Annotated in this window: 16 protein-coding genes; 9 read left to right on the top strand and 7 right to left on the bottom strand. The window is 68.3% G+C overall.

Annotation, left to right across the window (positions count from 1 at the left end; genetic code table 11):
• Window positions 1-206: 206 nt before the first annotated feature.
• Complete coding sequence (locus V5F74_RS01920; protein ID WP_394005967.1) at window positions 207-3494, bottom strand: Rne/Rng family ribonuclease; 3288 nt, start codon at window positions 3492-3494, stop codon at window positions 207-209.
• 821 nt (window positions 3495-4315) lie between these two features.
• Between V5F74_RS01920 and V5F74_RS01915 the strand changes: the two genes are divergently transcribed.
• From V5F74_RS01915 to V5F74_RS01900, 4 genes are all read left to right on the top strand, one after another.
• Window positions 4316-5533, top strand: a complete 1218-nt coding sequence (locus V5F74_RS01915) for an N-acetylmuramoyl-L-alanine amidase (RefSeq protein WP_394005965.1) — start codon at window positions 4316-4318, stop codon at window positions 5531-5533.
• 200 nt (window positions 5534-5733) lie between these two features.
• The gene (locus V5F74_RS01910; protein WP_394005963.1) at window positions 5734-6723 is read left to right on the top strand and encodes a sialic acid TRAP transporter substrate-binding protein SiaP; all 990 of its coding nucleotides are present in this window, start codon (window positions 5734-5736) and stop codon (window positions 6721-6723) included.
• A gap of 264 nt (window positions 6724-6987) precedes the next feature.
• The gene (locus V5F74_RS01905) at window positions 6988-7569 is read left to right on the top strand and encodes a TRAP transporter small permease (RefSeq protein ID WP_029558186.1); all 582 of its coding nucleotides are present in this window, start codon (window positions 6988-6990) and stop codon (window positions 7567-7569) included.
• Window positions 7570-7572: 3 nt separating this feature from the next.
• Entirely contained in the window at window positions 7573-8979 is a 1407-nt protein-coding gene (locus tag V5F74_RS01900; protein WP_394005961.1) for a TRAP transporter large permease, read from the top strand.
• A 22-nt stretch (window positions 8980-9001) separates the two neighbouring features.
• On the opposite strand, the gene V5F74_RS01895 is transcribed toward V5F74_RS01900, so the two are convergent.
• Entirely contained in the window at window positions 9002-9424 is a 423-nt protein-coding gene (locus V5F74_RS01895) for a DUF983 domain-containing protein (protein WP_394005959.1), read from the bottom strand.
• 242 nt (window positions 9425-9666) lie between these two features.
• Between V5F74_RS01895 and crtY the strand changes: the two genes are divergently transcribed.
• From crtY to V5F74_RS01875, 4 genes are read left to right on the top strand one after another with little or no spacing between them, the layout of a single operon-like run.
• On the top strand, window positions 9667-10824 hold the full coding sequence (gene crtY, locus V5F74_RS01890; RefSeq protein ID WP_029558189.1) for a lycopene beta-cyclase CrtY: 1158 nt from the start codon (window positions 9667-9669) through the stop codon (window positions 10822-10824).
• Window positions 10824-12341, top strand: a complete 1518-nt coding sequence (locus V5F74_RS01885) for a phytoene desaturase (RefSeq protein ID WP_394005957.1) — start codon at window positions 10824-10826, stop codon at window positions 12339-12341. The genes crtY and V5F74_RS01885 overlap by 1 nt, the downstream gene beginning before the upstream one ends.
• Window positions 12338-13279, top strand: coding sequence for a phytoene/squalene synthase family protein (locus V5F74_RS01880; protein WP_394005955.1), 942 nt, complete (start codon window positions 12338-12340; stop codon window positions 13277-13279). The genes V5F74_RS01885 and V5F74_RS01880 overlap by 4 nt, the downstream gene beginning before the upstream one ends.
• Window positions 13276-14541 carry a glycosyltransferase gene (locus tag V5F74_RS01875; RefSeq protein WP_394005953.1) on the top strand — a complete coding sequence of 422 codons (1266 nt, stop codon included), beginning with the start codon at window positions 13276-13278 and terminating at the stop codon, window positions 14539-14541. Before V5F74_RS01880 ends, V5F74_RS01875 begins: the two co-directional genes overlap by 4 nt.
• Here V5F74_RS01875 and V5F74_RS01870 read toward each other — a convergent pair.
• The 4 genes from V5F74_RS01870 to V5F74_RS01855 all read right to left on the bottom strand — a co-directional run bounded on the left by V5F74_RS01870 (window position 14528) and on the right by V5F74_RS01855 (window position 17804).
• The gene (locus V5F74_RS01870; protein WP_394005951.1) at window positions 14528-15070 is read right to left on the bottom strand and encodes a GNAT family N-acetyltransferase; all 543 of its coding nucleotides are present in this window, start codon (window positions 15068-15070) and stop codon (window positions 14528-14530) included. The two genes, V5F74_RS01875 and V5F74_RS01870, sit on opposite strands and share 14 nt — an antisense overlap.
• Window positions 15071-15080: 10 nt before the next feature.
• On the bottom strand, window positions 15081-15872 hold the full coding sequence (locus V5F74_RS01865; protein ID WP_394005949.1) for an aminotransferase class IV: 792 nt from the start codon (window positions 15870-15872) through the stop codon (window positions 15081-15083).
• Window positions 15869-17272, bottom strand: coding sequence for an aminodeoxychorismate synthase component I (pabB, locus tag V5F74_RS01860; RefSeq protein WP_394005947.1), 1404 nt, complete (start codon window positions 17270-17272; stop codon window positions 15869-15871). Before pabB ends, V5F74_RS01865 begins: the two co-directional genes overlap by 4 nt.
• A 172-nt stretch (window positions 17273-17444) precedes the next feature.
• Window positions 17445-17804, bottom strand: a complete 360-nt coding sequence (locus V5F74_RS01855) for a hypothetical protein (RefSeq protein WP_155982315.1) — start codon at window positions 17802-17804, stop codon at window positions 17445-17447.
• A gap of 299 nt (window positions 17805-18103) precedes the next feature.
• Between V5F74_RS01855 and V5F74_RS01850 the strand changes: the two genes are divergently transcribed.
• A complete protein-coding gene (locus V5F74_RS01850; RefSeq protein ID WP_024279394.1) occupies window positions 18104-18478 on the top strand; it encodes a hypothetical protein in 375 nt (124 codons plus the stop codon).
• A gap of 43 nt (window positions 18479-18521) precedes the next feature.
• Here the strand turns inward: V5F74_RS01850 and V5F74_RS01845 are convergent, their stop codons facing one another.
• On the bottom strand, window positions 18522-20024 hold the full coding sequence (locus tag V5F74_RS01845) for an amino acid permease (protein ID WP_394005945.1): 1503 nt from the start codon (window positions 20022-20024) through the stop codon (window positions 18522-18524).
• Window positions 20025-20108 lie beyond the last annotated feature (84 nt).

Here is a 20108-nt window from a genome sequence, read left to right as displayed (position 1 = left end):
CGTCACGGTAAAGGGGTCTGCACGGACCCCCACCGCGTCCGCCCTCATGGACTCGCACGGCCACCGCTATGGGGGCGAAACGTGGCCTCTTCGCGACGGAAGGGTGCTGAGGGACGCAAGGCTCCCTCCGAACCGGACACCCGACATGAAAAGGGCCTCCGGAAGGAGGCCCTTTCACATTCAGGACAAGTCAGGCCGGATGGCCATCAGCCGCCGAACAGCTTGCGCTGCCACCAGCCCGAGCGGGGCTTGGCGGGGGGCGCGGTCTCTTCGGCCGGCGCGGCGGGCGTCTCGGGCGCCGGGGCCGGCTCGGCAGCGGGCGCTTCCGCCTCGGGCGCCGCAGCCTCGGAAGCTGCCACCTCAGGGGCAGGCTCGACGGCCGGCTCAGAAGGGGCTTCCGCTGCAACGGGCGCGGCCGGAGTGGCGATGCCGCCCTCGGACAGGATCACCGGCGCCTTCTCGCGGATGGTGGAGCGACGACGGCGGGGCGCCGCCTCGGCACTCTCCGCCACCGGCTCGGGTGCAGGGACCGGCGTGGCGGGGACTTCGGCGAGAGGCTCGGCCCGGGCTTCTGCAGGAGCTTCGGCAAATGTGGGCGAGGTGACGGGGGCTGCCGCGACCTCAGACTCTGCAGCCACCGGCTGCTCGTCGTCGGTCTCATCGGAGCCATCGCTCTCGCCGTCAGCGCTTCCCGGAGCGTCATCGTCGCGCTCGCGGCGGTTGCGGCGTCCGCCCCGGCGACCGCGGCGACGGCGACGGCGGTCGCCGTTCTCGTCGTCGGAACGCTCGCCATCGGCGCGGTCGTCCTCGCCGCGCTCCTCGTCGTCACGCTCGTCATCCTCGCGGGCGCTGTCGTCGCGCGCGCCATCGGCGGCATGATCCTGGGCCTCGGCACCTTCGGCGGAGGTGTCATCCTCCTCCTCGCCCTCGGCTCCCTCGGCGCTCTCGCGGCCTTCCTCGCGATCGCCCCGCCGCCGGCGGCGACGGCGGCGGCGCTTGCGGCCGGCTTCGTCGGAGCGCTCGCCATTGCCTTCGGACGCCTCGGCCTCAGCCTCGGCTTCAATCTCGGCTTCCTCGACGATCTCCTCCTCGTCCTCCTCGACGAAATCCTCGTCGGGCAGGATGGAGTCGGGCTGCACCACGGTGCTCGGCCGCGGGGCGGCGGGCGCGGGGGCGGCCAGATCACCCTTCTCGATGATGAAGGGCTGGTGGCCGGTGACGCTCTCGTCCGCCGCGACGGAGAGGGTGACGCTGAAGCGCTCCTCCAGCTCGCGCAGATGAGCGCGCTTCTGGTTCAGAACGTAAAGCGCCACCTCGGTGCGGGTGCGGGCGACGAGATTGTGGGTCTGCGAGCGCAGCAGCTGCTCTTCCAGCGCGCGCAGCAGCTGGAGCGAGACGGAGGCCGCCGAGCGCACGTGCCCGGTGCCGCCGCAGTGCGGGCACACCTCGATGGAGCTTTCCAGCACGCCGGTGCGGATGCGCTGGCGCGACATCTCCAGCAGGCCGAAGTGCGAGATGCGGCCGATCTGGATGCGGGCGCGGTCGTTCTTGAGGCAATCCTTGAGCTTTCGCTCCACCGACCGGTTGTTGCGCTTCTCCTCCATGTCGATGAAATCGATCACGATGAGGCCGGCAAGGTCGCGCAGGCGCAGCTGGCGGGCGATTTCCTCGGAAGCTTCGAGGTTCGTCTTGAGGGCGGTGTCCTCGATATGGTGCTCGCGGGTCGCCCGGCCCGAGTTCACGTCGATGGAGACGAGCGCCTCGGTGGGATTGATGACGATGTAGCCGCCGCTCTTCAGCTGCACCACGGGGGAGAACATGGCATCGAGCTGCTGCTCCACCCCATAGCGGGCGAAGATGGGCTGCGGCTCGCGATAGGGCATCACCGACTTCGCATGACTCGGCATGAGCATGCGCATGAAGTCGCGGGCCTCGCGGAAACCCTCCTCGCCGGCGACGTGGATGTCGTCGATGTCCTTGTTGTAGAGGTCGCGGATGGCGCGCTTGATGAGCGAGCCTTCCTCGTAGACGAGGCTCGGCGCGGTGGAGGAGAGCGTCATCTCCCGCACCGTCTCCCACAGCCGCAGGAGATATTCGAAGTCTCGCTTGATCTCGGTCTTGGTGCGGTTGGCGCCTGCGGTGCGCAGGATGATGCCCATCCCTTCCGGCACCTCCAGATCCTGCACGACTTCCTTCAGGCGCTTCCGGTCAACGGCATTGGTGATCTTGCGGGAGATGCCGCCGCCACGGGCGGTGTTCGGCATCAGCACGGAATAGCGGCCGGCGAGGGAGAGGTAGGTGGTGAGGGCCGCGCCCTTGTTGCCGCGCTCTTCCTTGACCACCTGCACCAGCATCACCTGACGGCGACGGATGACTTCCTGGATCTTGTAGCTGCGGGCGCGGCGCTGCGGCGCGCGCTCCGGCACCTCTTCGAGGGCGTCCTCGTCGGCGCCGAGGTGCTCGATTTCCTCTTCCTCGTCGATCTGGTCGACATCGCTGTCGTCCTCGTCTTCGTCCTCGTCCTTGTCGCGCTTGCGATCATGCCGGCGGCCGCGATGACGGCGGGAGCGGGGCTGCTCCTCGTCGTCGGAGCGCTCCTCGCGCGCGGCTTCCTCAGGGGCCTTCTCTTCCGAAGCCTCGTCCGAGTCCTCTTCGTCCTCGTCCTCGTCTTCGTCCTCTTCGGCGTCGTCGTCCTCGTCGGTCTCCGACTGGGGCGCCTCGTCCTCGCCCGGCGCGGAGGTAAAGGCGACCTCCTCGCGGATCACCGCGTCGCCTTCGAGGATCGGTGCGGGATCGCTCTCGCCCTCGGCGGCCTCGCGGCGACGCAGGGCGTCCTCGTCATCCGCCGCCTGCTCCTGCGGGGCGGGGAGGGGGGTGCCCAGCGGCGCGTCCATGGCAGCTTCGACCACGGCGGCAGCGGCTTCCGCGGCCTCGGCGGGGGCGACCAGCGCGCTCATCGGCTCGGCATGATGCTCGGACGGAGCCGCCCCGGCCTCGGCGGGGGCCTCGGTCACGGCGTCCTGCGCGGGCGCCGCGTCTTCAGCGACTTCAAACCCATCGGCGGCAAGCGTCTCGCCGGCCTCGGGGGCCGGGTGTTCCGCCGGCTCGACGGCGGTGCTGATGCTCTGGTCCGGCTGGGAGCGCCTGGCGCGGCTGCGCTCGCGGCGGCGGTCCTTGAGGTCGGCCTCGTCCTCGGCAAGGCGCGCGGCGCGCTCCTCCTCCTCGATCAGGGCGAGGCGGTCGGCGACCGGGATCTGGTAATAGTCGGGATGGATCTCGCTGAAGGCGAGGAAGCCGTGGCGGTTGCCGCCGTACTCGATGAAGGCCGCCTGGAGCGACGGCTCAACGCGCGTCACCTTGGCGAGATAGATGTTGCCCCGCAACTGCTTGCGGGATGCGGACTCATAGTCGAATTCTTCGACCCGGTTCCCGCGCACGACCACGACCCGGGTCTCCTCCGGGTGGGTCGCATCGATGAGCATCTTGTTGGCCATGGAAATCTCTCTTCACGGCGCCGGGAGCAATGCTCCGCGACGGCCGCGGCTCGACCCCTGCGGGCGCTGCCGCGACGCCGTTCTGGCGCCGGATGTGATGACGTGAGGAAGAAGGGGAGGCACAGGTACGCCCAAGCGCGTCGCTCGCACGCTCGGGGGCGGGGCACACGGAAGCGCGCTCAGCGCGCATGTCGTGCGGAAAAAATTCCATGCCCTCGGCTACCCGCTCCTCGATGAAGGGTTCAGGCCGGGGCGGAGGCGGGCGCCTCGTTCCGACCACGGTACACACTCGCCCGATTCCCCAGATCGTCCCCTCGCGGACCATCGGCAAAGCTGGCTTCGAGGCATGCCGCCCGCGCCGGTCCGGCGCTTGCCTAAAGGGTCCTCGGTGACGGGGGATCGTCCCTGAGGGTGCCGCCATCGGCAATGGGCGTTGCCTTGATCCCGGGCTATCGCATGCGCAGCGACCCGCCCGGATTCTCGACACACCCTGCGGCAGCCGCGGCAACCGGGGCCGAAGAGCCTGTTCCGGAACGCGAACTGTGTACGGTTCCCTTCTTACCCGCCCGACTTCCCGCTTGGCAAGGATCATGCGTCCTGAACCTCGCGCCGGACGGCTATAGCGCTCCGTCAACGGCTCGTTTACACGCCCCGCCTTATGCCTGCCCCTCTCTTGTGGCCCGCTCCGGACGCTGCCGAAGGGCAGCCCCAACGAGGGTGAGATTGCGATGATGCGACGCCGGCCCGGCCCCGCCGCCTTGTCCGTTGTCCCGCCACGGGGGCTGCGCGGCGCTGCCGCTTTCTTGTTCCTGTTCACTTTTATGGCACTCGCCACCGGCCCCGCCCGAGCGCAGGGGGAGGGGGGCGCAGCGGCACCGGCTCCGGCTTTGGCGCGTGAGGCGCGGCTCGCCGGCGACGCCAAGCGCACGCGCCTGATCGTCGACCTCGATCGTGCCCCGGCCTTCCGGGCCTTCACCCTCGCCAACCCGCCCCGGGTGATTCTCGACCTCTCCGACGTCACCTTCGCCCTGAGGCCCGACGCCAGCCAGTTGCGACGGGGGCTGGTGACGGCCTACCGATTCGGCGTCTTCGCCCCGGGCAAGGCGCGCATGGTGCTGGAGGTGTCCGGACCGGTCGCCATCGACAAGGCGTTCGTGCTGGATGCGGTGGATGACCAGCCGGCCCGCCTCGTGGTGGATCTGGTGAAGGCCGATCCCGCCGCCTTCGCCCGCTCCATCGCCACCGAGGCCGAGCAGCGCACCGCTTTACCGGTTGCGCCCGTCGCCGCGCCGCCGGCTGGCGACACGCGTCCGGTCATCGTCATCGATCCCGGCCACGGCGGCATAGATTCCGGCACGTCCGGCTATTCGGCCTTTGTCGAAAAGACCATCGTGCTGGAAACAGCCCTCGCCGTGCGCGACCGCCTGGAGAAGGCGGGCGGGTACCGGGTGGTGCTGACACGCTCCACCGACACCTTCATCCCCCTCGCCGACCGGGTGCGCATCGCCCGCGCCAACCGGGCCGACCTGTTCATCTCCATCCATGCCGATGCGCTGGCCCGGGGGGACGGCAGGGCACGTGGCGCCAGCGTCTACACCCTGTCGGAGACCGCCAGCGACACGGAATCCGCCCATCTGGCCGACAAGGAGAACAAGGCGGACCTCATCGCCGGCGTCGATCTCTCCGACGAGACCGACGAGGTGGCGGGCATTCTGGTGGACCTCGCCCAGCGGGAGACGCGCAATTTCTCCGCCTTGTTCGCCCGCACGCTGGTCGGCAGCATGAAGGCGGCGACGCGGATGCATGGCACGCCCTTGAAATCCGCCGGCTTCCGCGTGCTGCGGGCCCACGATGTGCCCTCCGTGCTGGTGGAACTCGGCTACATGTCGAGCCCCGACGACCTCAAGCAACTCACCTCTGAAGCCGGCCGCGACCGCATGGCGGACGCCATCGCCGCAGGTGTCACGCAGTTCTTCGCGCACAAGGGGGCGGCGGGGCATCAGGCGGTGGACGACGGCGCGCCGGCTCCCGGCCGCTAGGCGAGCGACGCTCCGTGTGCGCGTCAGACGCGCAAGTGTGACTCGTGTCGACATGAGCCTTGCCCCGCGCCTTGGACCGAGTACCATGGGGAAGAGCGGCGTCCGGCCGAGATTCAAAACGATTTAATCCCCGGCCGGAAACCACGCTGCATCAAGCAAAAAGCGGACAAAGACGCCGCATTCCGTGTGGGAGGAAATTGATGATCGACCGTCGCCGTGGCCTTGCGGCCGCGCTCGCCTTTGCGGCTGCCTTTACGCTCGGCGGGCCGGCCAGCGCCCAGACCAAGCTCAAGTGGGCGCATGTCTACGAGCCGTCCGAGCCCTTCCACACCGCCTCCGTCTGGGCTGCGGGCGAGATCGCCAAGCGCACCAACGGGCGCTACCAGATCGATGTCTATCCCTCCTCGCAGCTCGGCAAGGAGAGCGACATCAACCAGGGGCTGACGCTCGGCACCGTGGACATGATCATCTCCGGCTCGAGCTTTGCCGGAAAGGCCTATCCGCCCATCGGCGTCACGTACTACCCCTACACCTTCCGCGATGCGAACCACCTGCTCGCCTACGCCAAGAGCGACGTGTTCAAGGATCTCGCCAAGGGCTACGAGGACAAGACCGGCAACCATATCGTCGCCGTCACCTATTATGGCGTGCGCCAGTCCACCTCGAACAAGCCGTTCAAGACCTGCGCCGAGATGAAGGGCCTCAAGATCCGCGTGCCGGATGCCCCCGCCTATCTCGCCATGCCCAAGGCCTGCGGCGCGAACATTACCCCCATCGCCTTCGCCGAGGTCTATCTCGCCCTCCAGAACGGCACGGTGGATGCACAGGAAAATCCGCTCACCACCATCGAGGCGAAGAAGTTCTACGAGGTGCAGAAGAACATCGTGCTGACCGGCCACATCGTGGACCACCTCAACACGATCATCTCCGGCAGCCTGTGGAAGAAGCTCTCGCCCGAGGATCAGAAGATCTTCACCGAGGTCACCCAGGAGGCGGCCGCCAAGGCCACGGCCGAGGTGGCGCAGCGGGAGAAGGAACTGCTCGACATCTTCAAGCAGAAGGGCCTCACCATCATCGAGGTGGACACGGACGACTTCCGCAACACCGTGATGAAGAACATCACCTTCGAGAGCTTCGGCTATCGCAAGGCCGACTGGGACCGCATCCAGGCCATCAAGGGCAACATGTGAGGGCTCAGGCGGGGGCGCCTGCTCCCGCCGTAGTCCCGCCGTGCTCCCTCTCCCCTTGCGGGAGAGGGTTGGGGTGAGGGGTATCTATCCGCTCGTCCCAACCGCCGAAGTCCCTGACCACTCCGACACCGCTACCCCTCACCCCCGGCCCCTCTCCCGCAAGGGGAGAGGGGAGGCGAACGGGCTGGCCGGTAGGGTCTGACTGTCGTTCGCGCTTGCGGTAGCGCTCCCTCTTCTTCCCGTTCCCTCAGCCCGGACCCCTTCATGGCCCAAGAAGTCCACACCCGCGTCACCGGCGAGGAACTCGCCCATACGTTCGAGCAGCAGGAGGAGGTGGACCTCTCCGGCTACGCTTTCGAGGACTGGATCACTCTCGCCATTTTCTGGATCATGGCGGGGCTGGTCTTCACCCAGTTCTTCACCCGCTACGTGCTGAACGACAGCTTCTCGTGGACCGAGGAACTCGCCACCTATTGCCTCGTGGCAGTGGTGTTCATCGGCGCGGCCATGTGCGTGCGGCTCTCCCGGCACATCCAGGTGGACCTCATCTACCGCTTCATTCCGGAGCCGGCGGGGCGGGTGCTCTCGCTGTTCGTGGACCTCGTGCGCACCAGCTTCATCGCCTACGGCGTGTGGCTGATGGTGCGTTACATCGCCCTCGTCGGCGACGAGCCCATGGTGATGGTCGATGCGCCGAAGAGCGTCGTCTACTACGCGGTCCTGTTCGGCTTCGTGATGATGCTGATCCGCTCGGTGCAGGTCGCCGTCGGCAACATCCGCCGCGGCTACAGCGTGCTCGAACGCCCCGAGGCGTTCGAAGGCACCTACGATCACAAGGGGGACTGAGCCATGTGGCTGCTCATCGGCGGGTTCCTCTTCCTGATGCTCTGCGGCGTGCCGGTGGCCATCGCCATGGCCGGGGCCTCGCTCGTCTACATCCTCGTCAGCGGCACGGTGCCGGACGTGGTCATCGCCCAACGCATGATCGCCGGCGTGGAGAGCTTTCCGCTTCTGGCGGTGCCGTTCTTCATCCTTGCCGGCAACCTCATGAATATCGCCGGCGTCACCGGGCGCATCTATGCCTTCGCCGTGGCGCTGGTCGGCTGGATGCGCGGCGGCCTGGGGCAGGTGAACATCATCGGCTCGGTGATCTTCTCCGGCATGTCCGGCACCGCCATCGCCGATGCGGCCGGGCTCGGCACCATCGAGATCAAGGCCATGAAGGATCATGGCTATTCCACCGAATTCTCGGTGGGCGTCACCGCCGCCTCGGCGACGCTCGGGCCGATCATTCCGCCCAGCCTGCCGTTCGTCATCTATGGCATGCTCGCCAACGTCTCCATCGGCGCGCTCTTCCTCGGCGGGGTGGTGCCCGGCGCCGTGATGACGCTGCTGATGATGGCGACGGTCGCCTATTTCGCCCGGCGCAACTGCTGGGGCTCGGATGCGGCGTTCGAGTGGGGGAAGCTGCTCTCGGCCGGCGTTGAGGTGGTGATCGTGCTGGCGTTCCCGGCGGCGGTCTATGTGATGATGGCCCTCGGCCTCTCCACCAACCAGGCGGTGCTCATCGCGCTGGCGGTGCTCGTCGCCCTCGACTGGTATTTCGATTTCTCCGCCGTCATGGCGCTGATGACGCCGGTCATCCTCATCGGTGGCATGACCCTCGGCTGGTTCACCCCCACCGAGGCGGCGGTGGCGGCGGTGATCTGGTCGCTGTTCCTAGGCCTCGTGCGCTACCGCTCCATGACATTGAAGACGCTGGCGAAGGCGACCTTCGACACCATCGAGACGACGGCCTCGGTGCTGTTCATCGTCACCGCGGCGTCCATCTTCGCGTGGTTGCTCACGGCGAGTCAGGCGGCGCAGATGCTGTCGGACGCCATCCTCGGCTTCACCCAGAACAAGTGGGTGTTCCTGGCGCTGGCCAACCTGCTCATCCTGTTCGTGGGCTGCTTCATCGACACCATCGCGGCCATCACGATCCTGGTGCCGATCCTTTTGCCCATCGTGCTCAAGCTCGGCATCGACCCGATCCACTTCGGGCTCATCATGACGCTGAACCTGATGATCGGGCTGCTGCACCCTCCGCTGGGCATGGTGCTGTTCGTGCTGGCGCGGGTGGCGCGGCTCTCGGTGGAGCGCACCACCATGGCCATCCTGCCCTGGCTGGTGCCGTTGATGATCGCGTTGCTCGCGATCACCTACATTCCCGGCCTCACCCTCTGGCTGCCCCACGCCATGGGGCTCGGCCGCTGAGGCAGGGGAACGCGAAGAAGAATCAGGCGCCCGTCCGTCCCTCGGGGGCGGACGGGGCCGTTGAAGGGTCGGCGGTGACGCGGCGGCCTTCCTCGGCCTTGTAATAGTACTGGCTCGCCACCAGCCAGCCCTTCAACGGTCGCAGGGGCGGAATGCAGGTGAGCAGCAAGAGGGGCAGCGTGGTCACGAGGTGGACCCAATAGGGCGCCTGGAAGGCCACCTCCAGCCAGATGGCGAAGAGAACCGCCGGCACGCAGGCGAAGCACATGACGAAGAAGGCCGGGCCATCCGCCGGATCGGCGAAGGAATAGTCGAGGCCGCAGACCTCGCAGGCTGGAGCGATGGTGAGGAAGCCATTGAAGAGGTGGCCCTCGCCGCAGCGGGGGCAGCGGCCCCTCACGCCCGTCGAAAGGGGCGAGAGCCTCGGCCAATGTTGTTCGTTCATGTCTTCTCCCGGGCCGGTGAGGGCGTCTGCCCGTCCGGCGTCACGCGGGTCGGGCGATTGTTCGCCGGCGCAGTGTGCTCCCGTGAGGTAAGTCTCGGCCGTGCCACCCGCAAGTGAGACCGAGTCGCAGCGGCACCAGGCCGCATCCATGCTGACGCAGGGGGTGACACACGGCCGGCCGCCCTTTATTCGGGTTTCAGGAGGCGCAACCCAAGGGAATTGGGCAACGGAACGGGGCGGGCATGGATATCGTTTTTGTCGGTGCCGGGCTCGCCAACTGCCTGATCGCCGCCCGCATCGCCGAACGGCGCAGCCGCGTCCGGGTGCTGCTGCTGGAGGCCGGCGAAAGCGTCGGCGGCAACCACAGCTGGTCCTATCATTCCAGCGATTTCGGCCGCATGCAGCACGCCTTCCTCAGCCCGTTCCGCGCGCATGTGTGGATGGGGCACGACGTGCACTTCCCGGCCTACTCGCGCATCCTCAAGGGCCATTACGGCACCATCACCTCCGAGCGCATGTCGCAGGTGATGCACGAGCGCCTCAATCCGTCCATCCGCCTCAATGCCAAGGTGGCCCATGTGGCGGCCGATCATGTCGTCCTCGCCGGCGGCGAGCGCATCGATGCGGGAGCGGTGATCGACGGACGCGGGCCGGTTTCGTCGCGTCATCTTGACCTCGGCTTTCAGAAGTTCCTCGGCCAGGAGGTTCAGCTCACCCGTCCGCACGGTCTGCATCGGCCTTTCATCATGGATGCGCGGGTGGAGCAGATCGACGGCTATCGCTTCGTCTATGTGCTGCCGCTCGATCCGCAGACGGTGCTGATCGAGGACACCTATTATTCCAGCGGCGCCGAGCTTCCCATCGAGACCCTGCGCGGGCGCATCGCCGCCTACGCCGCCGGGCAGGGCTGGGAGATCGACCACGTGGTGCGGGAGGAGGAAGGCGTTCTGCCCATCGCCCTTGGCGGCGATATCGGCGCTTTCCTGGCCGAGGCGCCCCAGGGGGTCGCGCGGGTCGGGCTGCGCGCCGCGCTGTTCCACCCCACCACCGGCTATTCGCTGCCGGATGCACTGGAACTCGCGGACCTCGTGAGCGAGCTGCCGGATATCTCTGGCCCCGCGATCGCAGCCTTCGTGCGCCAGCACGCGGCCCGACGCTGGGAAAGCCGAGGCTTCTTCCGGCTGCTCAACCGGATGCTGTTCCGCGCGGCCGCGCCGGATCGCCGCTATGCCATCCTCGAGCGCTTTTACCGCTTGCCCGAGGACCTGATCCAACGCTTCTACGGGGATCGCCTCACCTTCAAGGACAAGGCACGCATCCTTACGGGCCGTCCGCCCGTATCGGTGCTGAAGGCGCTTTCCTGCCTCCCCGAGACGAAATCCGCGACCGGTCCCAGATAATGCTCGACGTCACCAAGTCTCCCCGCCGCGCCGCCGTCATCGGCTCCGGCTTCGGCGGGCTCGCTCTCGCCATCCGCCTGCAGGCGGCCGGCATCGCCACCACCATCTTCGAGCAGCGGGACAAGCCCGGTGGCCGGGCCTATGTCTACGAGGACAAGGGCTTCACCTTCGATGGCGGGCCGACCGTCATCACCGACCCCTCCTGCCTGGAAGAGGTCGCTGAGGCGGCCGGCCGGCGCCTTAGCGACTATGTGGACCTGATCTCGGTCTCGCCCTTCTACCGGCTGCTGTGGTCGGACGGGCGGCAGTTCGACTATGTGAACGAGCAGACCGCCCTGGACGCCCAGATCGCCGCCTTCAACCCGGCGGATGTGGAAGGCTACCGGCGCTTCTTCGCCTATTCCAAGGCGGTGTTCGAGGAGGGCTACCTCAAGCTCGGCGCCGTGCCGTTCCTGAATTTCTCCGACATGATGAAGGCGGGACCGCAGCTGGCCAAGCTCCAGGCGTGGCGCTCGGTCTATTCCATGGTGTCGAGCTTCATACAGGACGAGCACCTGCGGGAGGCCTTCTCCTTCCACTCGCTGCTGGTGGGGGGAAACCCGTTTTCCACCTCGTCCATCTACGCCCTCATCCATGCGCTGGAGCGCAAATGGGGTGTGTTCTTCCCCCGCGGCGGCACCGGCGCGCTGGTGCGCGGCATGGTGAAGCTGTTCACCGACCTCGGCGGCACCATCCACCTCTCCGCCAAGGTTGATGAGATCGTGGTGGAGGGCGACCGGGCCACCGGCGTGCGCGTCGGCGGGGAGATGATCCCGTTCGATCTCGTCGCCTCCAACGCGGACGTGGTGCACACCTATGCCCACCTCATGCGCAACAGCGCGCGCGGGAAGGCGGAGGGCGCCAAGCTCGCGAAGAAGCGGCATTCCATGTCGCTGTTCGTCATCTATTTCGGCGCCAACCGCACCTGGGACCATCTCCAGCACCACACGGTGCTGTTCGGCCCGCGCTATCGCGGCCTTGTGGACGAGATCTTCAAGGGCCCGCGCCTGCCGGACGATTTCTCGCTCTATCTCCACGCGCCCACCGTGACCGACAAGTCGCTGGCGCCGGAGGGCTCCACCGCCTTCTACGTGCTCTCCCCCGTGCCGCATCTCGGCAAGGCGGAGATCGACTGGGAGGTGGAGGGACCGAAGTATCGCGACCGCATCCTCGGCCATCTGGAGCAGCGCCTGCTGCCGGGGCTCAAGGAAAGCCTCGTCACCACGCGCATCCTCACGCCCTTCGGCTTCCGCGATGAACTCTCCGCCCATCTCGGTTCGGCCTTCTCGGTGGAGCCGATCCTGACCCAGTCGGCGTGGTTCCGCCCGCACAACCGGGACGACAAGATCGCCAACCTCTATTTCGCCGGCGCCGGCACCCATCCGGGCGCGGGTGTCCCCGGCGTGGTGGGCTCGGCCAAGGCGACGGCAGGCCTGATCCTCCAAGATCTTGGCATCCCCGCCCGGTCGCCGGCATGAGCGGGGCGGATGCCGCTCCGGACGTGGTGGGCGCGAGCGAGGAGGCCATCGCCAAGGGCTCGAAGAGCTTCGCCGCCGCCGCCCGCCTGTTCGCGCCGCGGATGCGGGAAGACGCGGTGATGCTCTATGCGTGGTGCCGCCACTGCGACGACGTGGTGGACGGACAGGAGCTGGGCCACGGCCGCATCGCCAGCGCCCAGACGCCGGCCGAGCGGCTGGACGCGCTGTTCGAGGAGACCCGCCGGGCCTATCGCGGCGTCCCGTCCTCCCATCCCGCCTTCGCGGCCTTCGCCGAGGTGGTCCGCCGCAACGACATTCCCGAGCGCCACCCCCTCGACCTGCTCGAGGGCTTCCGCATGGATGTGGACGGCCGCCGCTACGACACCCTCAATGACACGCTCACCTACTGCTACCACGTGGCCGGCGTGGTGGGGGTGATGATGGCGCTGATCATGGGGGCGCGGGACGAGGTGGTGCTGGACCGGGCGAGCGATCTCGGCCTCGGCTTCCAGCTCACCAACATCTCCCGCGACGTGATCGAGGATGCCGGCATCGGCCGCATCTATGTGCCGGGCACCTTCCTCGACATGGAAGGCGTGCCCGAGGCCGGGATCGCCGCGCCCGAGCATCGGGCCGCCGTCGCCGCCGCCGTCGCGCGGCTTCTGGATGTCGCGGAGCCCTACTACGAGCAGGCCGTGATCGGCATGGGCGCGTTGCCGTTCCGCGCCGCCGCCGCCGTGGGCGCGGCCCGCTGCGTCTATCGCGCCATCGGCACCGAGGTGCGCCGGCGCGGAGCGCAGGCGTGGGATGCGCGCGTCTCCACCACCAAGGCGCAGAAGATCGGCTATCTCATGCAGGGCATCGGCCTGGCCCTCGCCACCCGCCGCAGCGGCCCCCAGCCGCCGCGGCCGAAGCATTTGTGGACCCGGCCGCGATGACCCATTTCGCCGTCGTCGCCCCGCCGCTGCCGGGGCACTACAACCCCTTGCTGGTGCTGGCGCGTGAGCTTGGCGCGCGAGGTCATCGCGTCACCTTCGTCCACATGGCCGATGCCGAGCGGCTGGTGAAGGGCAAGGGCGCGGGCTTCGCGGCGGTCGGCGCGCGCGATTATCCCGCTGGCGCCCTCGACACCTATGTGAACCGCCTCGCCAAGCCCACCGGCCTCTTCGGTCTTCTCGGTACCCTGCGCGCGACCGCCGCGCAGACGGACATGCTCTGCCGGGACCTGCCCGGCGTGCTGCGCGACATCGGTGCTGACGCGGTGATCGCCGACCAGACGGAGGCCGCCGGCACGCTGGTGGCGCGCCATCTCGGCCTGCCGGTGGTCTCCACCGCGACGGCGCTGCTGCTGAACCGCGAGGTGGGCGTGCCGCCGCCGTTCGTGCCGTGGCCCTATGAGGCGGGGGAGAAGGCGCTCGTTCGCAACAAGGGCGGTTATCGCGTCACCGATTTCCTGATGTCGTCCATGCGCAAGGTGCTGGCGCGGCATGGCGAAGCCTTTGGCCTCGATCCGTTCGCCGACGGCGGCTTCTCGCCGCTGCTGACGGTCGCGCAGATGCCCAAGGGGCTGGATTTTCCCCGCACGGAACTGCCCGCCACCTTCCATTACGGCTCCCCCTGGCGCGATGCTGCCGCCATCCCGGCCGCAACGGCGCCGCTGCCGGAAGTGGGGGACAAGCCGCTCGTTTTCTGCTCGCTCGGCACATTGCAGGGGGCGCGGGTGGACCTCTTCCGCAAGGTGGCGCTGGCGGCGCGGGAGCTGGGCGTGCGCCTGCTGATCGCCCATGGCGGGCTTCTTTCACAGGCCGAGATTGGCCGGTTGAGCGATCTTGCCGAGGTGCGCGCCTTCGTGCCCCAGCAGGAGGTGCTGAAGCGCTGTGCGGCGGCCGTGCTTCATTGCGGCATGAACACGGTGCTCGATGCCATGGCCGAGGGCGTGCCGCTCGTCGCCATGCCCATCGCTTTCGAGCAGCCGGCCACCGCCGCGCGACTCGCCTATGCCGGCGTCGCCGAAGTCGTGCCCGCCGGCCGCGCCAGCCAGAAGCGGCTCACCGCCGCGCTTCGGGCCGTGCTGGAGCAGCCACGCTATCGCGAGAATGCGCGGCATATCGCGGCCGAGATGGCGCAGGGCCACGGCGTGATCGATGCCGCCGATCTCATAGAGGCGGCGGTGGTCAGGCCCGCACTTATGACCGTCTGAGGCGATAGAGCACCTGCCGCCGCAACGGGTGGCCCGGCGGCGTGGACGGCAGGTCGAAATCCCCGCCTTCGTCCCGCGCCATGCCGAGCCGCTCCATCACCGCCCGCGAGCGAAAGTTGGTCGGCACGGTGATGGCGACGATCTCCTCCAGCCCCAGCGTCGCGAACCCGAAATCCAGCGCCGCCCGCGCCGCCTCGGTGGCATAGCCGCGTCCCCAGAAGGCGGGATCGAAGCGCCAGCCGATCTCCTCCGCCGGCGTGAAGTGCTCCGCATAGGGCACATGCACCAGCCCGCAATAGCCGGCGAAGTCGGTGACGCCCGGTGCTTCCACCACCCACAGGCCGAACCCGTGGCGGGCGAAATGGGCCTCGGCGCGATCGGCCACTGCATCGCTCGCGGCGCGGTCGGCCACCGGCATGAGGAATTCCATGGTGCGCGGGTCGGACTGCATCCGCCAAAGGCCCTCGCGGTCGGAGGGCTGCCACGGTCGCAGCGTGAGGCGGGCAGTGGCCAGTGTCGGGGCGGTCATCGCCGGCGTCTCATGCGCCATCGATCAGGCCGCGCAGGCGCTCGGCAGCCGCGGTGGAGGGGAGGGGGCGCCCCTCTAGCGACGCGACAGAGCGGATGCCGAGCGCCGAGGTGAGCAGGATTTCTTCGGCCGATGCGAGGTCGTCCACTGTCAGCGGCCGTTCCTGCGCCCCGGCGGCGATCACCTCCGCCCGCATCACGCCGGGCAGGACGCCCTCGGACAAAGGCGGCGTGACAAGCCCCCCATTGATGACCGCGAACAGGTTGGCGATGGACGTTTCCGCCACACCATCGCGCGTGTTGAGGAGGATGGCATCGTCTGCGCCGCGCCGCGCGGCCTCCTGCCGGGCGAGGATGCCGTCGAGATAGTTCAGCGACTTCACCTGCGCCAGCGGGGAACGATCGTTTCGGCGCGTGCCCTGCGCAATCACGAGGCGCGCGGCTGGCAGGGGCGGGGAGAGCGGGGCGGCGGTTATCACGAGGGTAGGCTTCGGCTCTGCCGGCGGCAGCACGCCGCGCGGGCCGGTGCCGCGCGTGAGGGTGAGGCGCAGCACGCCGTCCGACAGGCCATTGGCGTCGGCGGTCTGTGCCAGCGCCGCGGCAAGGTCGAGAGACGGCAGGGGCATTCCCAGCAGGCCCGCGCCGGCCGCGAGGCGGGCAAGGTGCGCGTCCACGCGCAGCACCTTGCCCCCCTTCACCCGCAGCGTCTCGAACAGGCCGTCGCCCAGAGTGAAGCCGCGATCGAACGGGGAGACGGTCGCTTCCGCCTCCTCCACCAGCCCGGTGCCGAGGAACAGCCTCATGCGCCCTCTCCCGAGAGCGCGCGCAGCATGGGCGAGAGCTTCACCAGGCTCTCCTCATATTCGTCCGCCGGATCGGAATCCGCGACGATGCCGCCACCAGCCTGGGTCAGCAGCGTGTCGCCGGAGCGGGTGATGGTGCGGATGACGATGGAGGAATCCATCGCCCCGTCGAAGCCGATCCACGCCACCGAGCCGCAATAGACCCCGCGCGGGGTGGGCTCCAGCTCGTGGATGATCTCCATGGCGCGGATCTTCGGTGCGCCGGTGATGGAGCCGCCGGGGAAGCAGGCTTTCAGGAGGTCCACCGGGCCGAGGCCGGGCTTCAGCCGGCTGTCGATGACCGAGACGAGGTGATGAACGCTGGCGAACGTCTCCAGACCGCACAGCACCGGCACCTTCACGCTCCCCACCTGCGAGACCCGCGAGAGGTCGTTGCGCATGAGGTCCACGATCATCAGATTTTCCGCCCGGTCCTTCACCGAGGCGAGGAGCGCGTCGGCGAGCGCCTTGTCCTCGGCAGGATCGTCGCTGCGGCGGCGGGTGCCCTTGATGGGGCGCGTCTCCACCCGCCCATCCGAGGACAGGGAGAGGAAGCGCTCCGGCGAGGCGGACAGCACGGCGAGATCATCGCCGGTGCGCAGGAAGGCGGCGAAGGGGGAGGGGCTCAGGGCGCGCAGGCGGGTGTAGAGGGCAAGGTCGGTGAGGCCTTCCGGCACCTTCGCGCGCATCTGGTGGGTGAGGTTGGCCTGGAAGATGTCGCCGGCGCGGATGTATTCGATCACCCGCGCCACTTCCGCTTCCACCTCCGCGCGGGGCTGGTCGGGCGCAAACGTGCCGGTCCGGCTGAAATCGGGGGCGGGCGCCGCTGCGGGCGCCGTGGCGAGCCGGTCGAACAGCTCCTGCGCACGGCGCTGGGCGCGGGCCTCGGCCGCCTCGCCTGTCTCGGGCCGACCATTGGAGACGATGAAGGCGCGCTTCTCCAGCCCGTCGAAGGCGAGAATGGCGTCGTAGAGGCCCATGGCCATCTCGGGCACGGAAGGCGTCGCCGGCCGGGGCGGCGGCAGGCGCTCCAGATGCCGGCCCAGCTCATAGCCCAGATAGCCCATGGCGCCGCCGAGGAACGGCACCGGCGCGGAGGAGGGGCCGAGGCAGGGCGGCAGATCGCCGGGATTGAGCGCGCGCGCCAGAACGTCGAACGGCGATCCGGGCACAAGGGTGCCATTCAGCCGGACGCCGTCCGGGCCGGAGGTGATGAAGGCATAAGGATCCGCGCCGATATAGGACCAGCGCGCCCGCACGTCGCCCTCCGCCGCGCTGTCAAGAAAGGCGCATTGGGGGGCGTCGGCGAAGGCCTGGAACGCGGCGAACGGGTCGCGGTACGGGATTTCAACGATAAGCACAGGGGGCGACCGATTCAGAACGCTTCGGTCCCACCATGGCGCCACGACGCCGCTGGGGCAATCCGGACGGGCGAGAGGCCGCAGGCTGCGCCGCGACCGACGGCCCGGTGGTCATCACGCGAATTCCCCCGGCAGGCCGGGGAAAACGATAAATTCGGCTTACCCAGAAACCTCAGGCCGCCTTTGCGAACGGCGGCTGGTCTTCCGGCTGCTCGGCCTGGGTGGCGTTCAGCAGCTTGGACTGGACAATCTCGCCCACCGCGACCAGCTCGGTGCTCCACGCGAGAGCCGACTGTTGCAGGAAGGCCGCTTCGCGGGTGACGAAGGCGGACGGGTTCTGCTCCCGCGAGAGCTGGCTGAGCAACTCCATCTGCTCCTGCATCTGCCGGCCGACGAACTGCTGCAGATGCGTGCTGACCGCGATCGGGCAATCTAGGAACAGGTTCTTCCATGCGGCGACCGGCCAAGCCATGGGCGGCGTGGCGGGCGACAGCGCGCGGGCGAGACCCTGGAACATCACCGAGTCGTTCATGTCCATTTCTCCCGTCTGACGATGACCCCCGGACCTGAGCAGCCCCCAGCGCCCATTGGATTTACCGTTTCACGGATGTGAGACTTCGGCGTTGCGGAAGGTCAAATGCCTTGCGTGCCGGATCGGGGAAAATCACATTTCCACCCGTTGCCCTTCGGGGCGACATCATCATCGCACTCCGCCGCCTTGCTGCCTATGGCCGCACCGGGAGGCGGGGCGAGAATCAGGCTTCCGTCAACGCATCGTGATGTCCGCGCTCGGGACGGAGCCACAGGCCGCAAGGTCGGGGAGAAGACAACATGACCCAGTTGCCGCACGGCTTCCGTCAGATCCGCATGGAGCTTGCCCGTGAGAAGGGGCATCCGGACGGCGCCCGCAATTCCGGCTACAGCTTCGTGGCGCCCCTCGACAGCGCCGGCCGCATTGATGCGGCGGAGTGGGCCAAGCACCGCGACAGCTGCCGGGTGGTGAAGTTCCGCCCCGATGAGGCCGACGAGGTGGGCCATCTGGTGCGGCGGCCCGGCGGCAGCTGGGCGTTTCGCTACGACATTTCCGGCGCCGACGATGACGAGGCCGGCTACCGCTTCGGCGACGAGCGGTTTGAGGTGGGCGAGTATGTCTCCGTCCACGAGGACGACGAGATGCACACCTTCCGCGTGGTTTCGGTGGTCTGATCCGGGCAATGCGGTCCGCCGGGAAAGGCGGACCGCGGCCCCGTCAGTAGCTCTTGTATTCGGCCGTGCCCTTGGAGAGGGCGAATTCCTCCTCCGGTGAGAGCACCAGCTTGTGTCGGCCCCAGATGCCGAAATAGGCGATGCCGGCTGCGAACCAGATGGCCACGCCGATCACGCCATTGCGGTAGATCGGGTCGGAGAGCTGGAACCAGATGGTGACGATGGCGATCACGATGGTCGCCACTGCGCCCGGGATGCCGAAGGGGCTCTTATAGGGCCGTTCGATGTGCGGCATGTTCTTCCGCATCAGGATGAAGGAGATGGCCTGCATTACGTAGGAGAGCATGGCGCCGAACACCGCCATGTTGAGCAGCGTGCCGCCGATGGCCGCCGCCCCTGCCTCCGCCCCCAGCGCGAACCAGATGCCGAGCATGATGACGAGGCCGATCAGAGCCCCGGCCACCATGGCCACGTGCGGCGTCTTGCGCCCGCCATGGGTCACGGACAGGCCGCGCGGGAAGTAGCCGGCCCGTGAGAGCGAATAGATCTGCCGGCCCTGCGCATAGATGATGGTGTGGAACGAGGCGATCAGCCCGATCACCGCCACCAGCGCGAGAAGCCGCGCGAGGCCGTCGCCATAGATGGCCTTGAAGCCGTCCAGCAGCGGCTCCAGCGAGGTGGAGAGGCCGAAAGACCCATTGGCCACCGAGGAGTTGAGCCACAGGATCATGAAGGCGGAGACGATGAGCGTCGCCATGCCGGCCATGATGCCCTTGGGCATGTCGGTCTTCGGATCCACCGCTTCTTCCGCCGCCAGCGGCAATTGCTCGATGGCGAGGAACAGCCAGACGGCGAAGGGCAGGGCGGCGAGCGCGCCGCCGATGCCGAACGGCAGGAACGGCCCGCCACCGTTGGGCAGTTCCACCGCCGTGCCGTCCGGCCCGACACCGATGTTCAGCGCCCAGCGGGAGAAATTGGCCACCGGAAGCGCGCTGACCCAGAAGGCCACGAGGCAGGCCAGCGCCGCCAGCGTCACCACCAGCGTCACGCGGAAGGAGAGTTCCACGCCGGCGATGTTGAGGCCCACGAAGATGATGTAGCCGAAGATCCAGTAGACCGGCTGGAACGCCGGCGGCGTGCCGAAGATGGAGCCCATGTAGGAGCCGATGAAGGACACCACCACCGCTGGGGTGATGACATATTCCACGTTCTCGCACAGGCCGGTGACGAAGCCGCCCCACGGCCCCATGGTGGTGCGCGCGAAGGAATAGGCGGCGCCCGTGTGGGGCAGGGCCGGCGACATCTCGGCGATGGAGAAGGTGAGGCCGAGATACATGATGGCGATGATGACCGCTGCGATGAACATGCCGCCCCAGCCGCCCGAGGCGATGCCGAGGTTCCAGCCCGAGAAATGGCCGGAGATGACCGCCCCGACGCCCAGCGCCCAGAGCGACCAGACGCGCGCGTGCCGCTTCAGGGCCCGCTGCTCGAAATAGGAAACATCAACCGTGGTGTAGGTGACGCCGGATTTGCTGCCTTCGGCCATGCCCAGCCCTCCGCTTGCACCGGGGTAAGGTCCGGCGCGCTTGCCCTAGAGGCAACTTTGTTGCCATTCCCCAAGGGCGCGGAC

This window comes from Xanthobacter aminoxidans, assembly GCF_043193615.1.
GTDB lineage: Bacteria > Pseudomonadota > Alphaproteobacteria > Rhizobiales > Xanthobacteraceae > Xanthobacter > Xanthobacter aminoxidans.
The sequence above is the reverse complement of the archived record's forward strand: the minus strand, read 5'-3'. Positions and strand labels throughout refer to the sequence as shown.

Bases quoted from the DNA above. Each gene is read 5' to 3' on its own strand.
- V5F74_RS01880 (WP_394005955.1), top strand. From the start codon at position 12,338: ATGAGCGGGGCGGATGCCGCTCCGGACGTGGTGGGCGCGAGCGAGGAG.
- crtY (WP_029558189.1), top strand. From the start codon at position 9,667: ATGGATATCGTTTTTGTCGGTGCCGGGCTCGCCAACTGCCTGATCGCC.
- V5F74_RS01845 (WP_394005945.1), bottom strand. From the start codon at position 20,024: ATGGCCGAAGGCAGCAAATCCGGCGTCACCTACACCACGGTTGATGTT.
- V5F74_RS01855 (WP_155982315.1), bottom strand. From the start codon at position 17,804: ATGAACGACTCGGTGATGTTCCAGGGTCTCGCCCGCGCGCTGTCGCCC.
- V5F74_RS01920 (WP_394005967.1), bottom strand. From the start codon at position 3,494: ATGGCCAACAAGATGCTCATCGATGCGACCCACCCGGAGGAGACCCGG.
- V5F74_RS01900 (WP_394005961.1), top strand. From the start codon at position 7,573: ATGTGGCTGCTCATCGGCGGGTTCCTCTTCCTGATGCTCTGCGGCGTG.
- V5F74_RS01915 (WP_394005965.1), top strand. From the start codon at position 4,316: ATGGCACTCGCCACCGGCCCCGCCCGAGCGCAGGGGGAGGGGGGCGCA.
- V5F74_RS01875 (WP_394005953.1), top strand. From the start codon at position 13,276: ATGACCCATTTCGCCGTCGTCGCCCCGCCGCTGCCGGGGCACTACAAC.
- V5F74_RS01850 (WP_024279394.1), top strand. From the start codon at position 18,104: ATGACCCAGTTGCCGCACGGCTTCCGTCAGATCCGCATGGAGCTTGCC.
- V5F74_RS01905 (WP_029558186.1), top strand. From the start codon at position 6,988: ATGGCCCAAGAAGTCCACACCCGCGTCACCGGCGAGGAACTCGCCCAT.
- V5F74_RS01895 (WP_394005959.1), bottom strand. From the start codon at position 9,424: ATGAACGAACAACATTGGCCGAGGCTCTCGCCCCTTTCGACGGGCGTG.
- V5F74_RS01885 (WP_394005957.1), top strand. From the start codon at position 10,824: ATGCTCGACGTCACCAAGTCTCCCCGCCGCGCCGCCGTCATCGGCTCC.
- V5F74_RS01870 (WP_394005951.1), bottom strand. From the start codon at position 15,070: ATGACCGCCCCGACACTGGCCACTGCCCGCCTCACGCTGCGACCGTGG.
- V5F74_RS01865 (WP_394005949.1), bottom strand. From the start codon at position 15,872: ATGAGGCTGTTCCTCGGCACCGGGCTGGTGGAGGAGGCGGAAGCGACC.
- V5F74_RS01910 (WP_394005963.1), top strand. From the start codon at position 5,734: ATGATCGACCGTCGCCGTGGCCTTGCGGCCGCGCTCGCCTTTGCGGCT.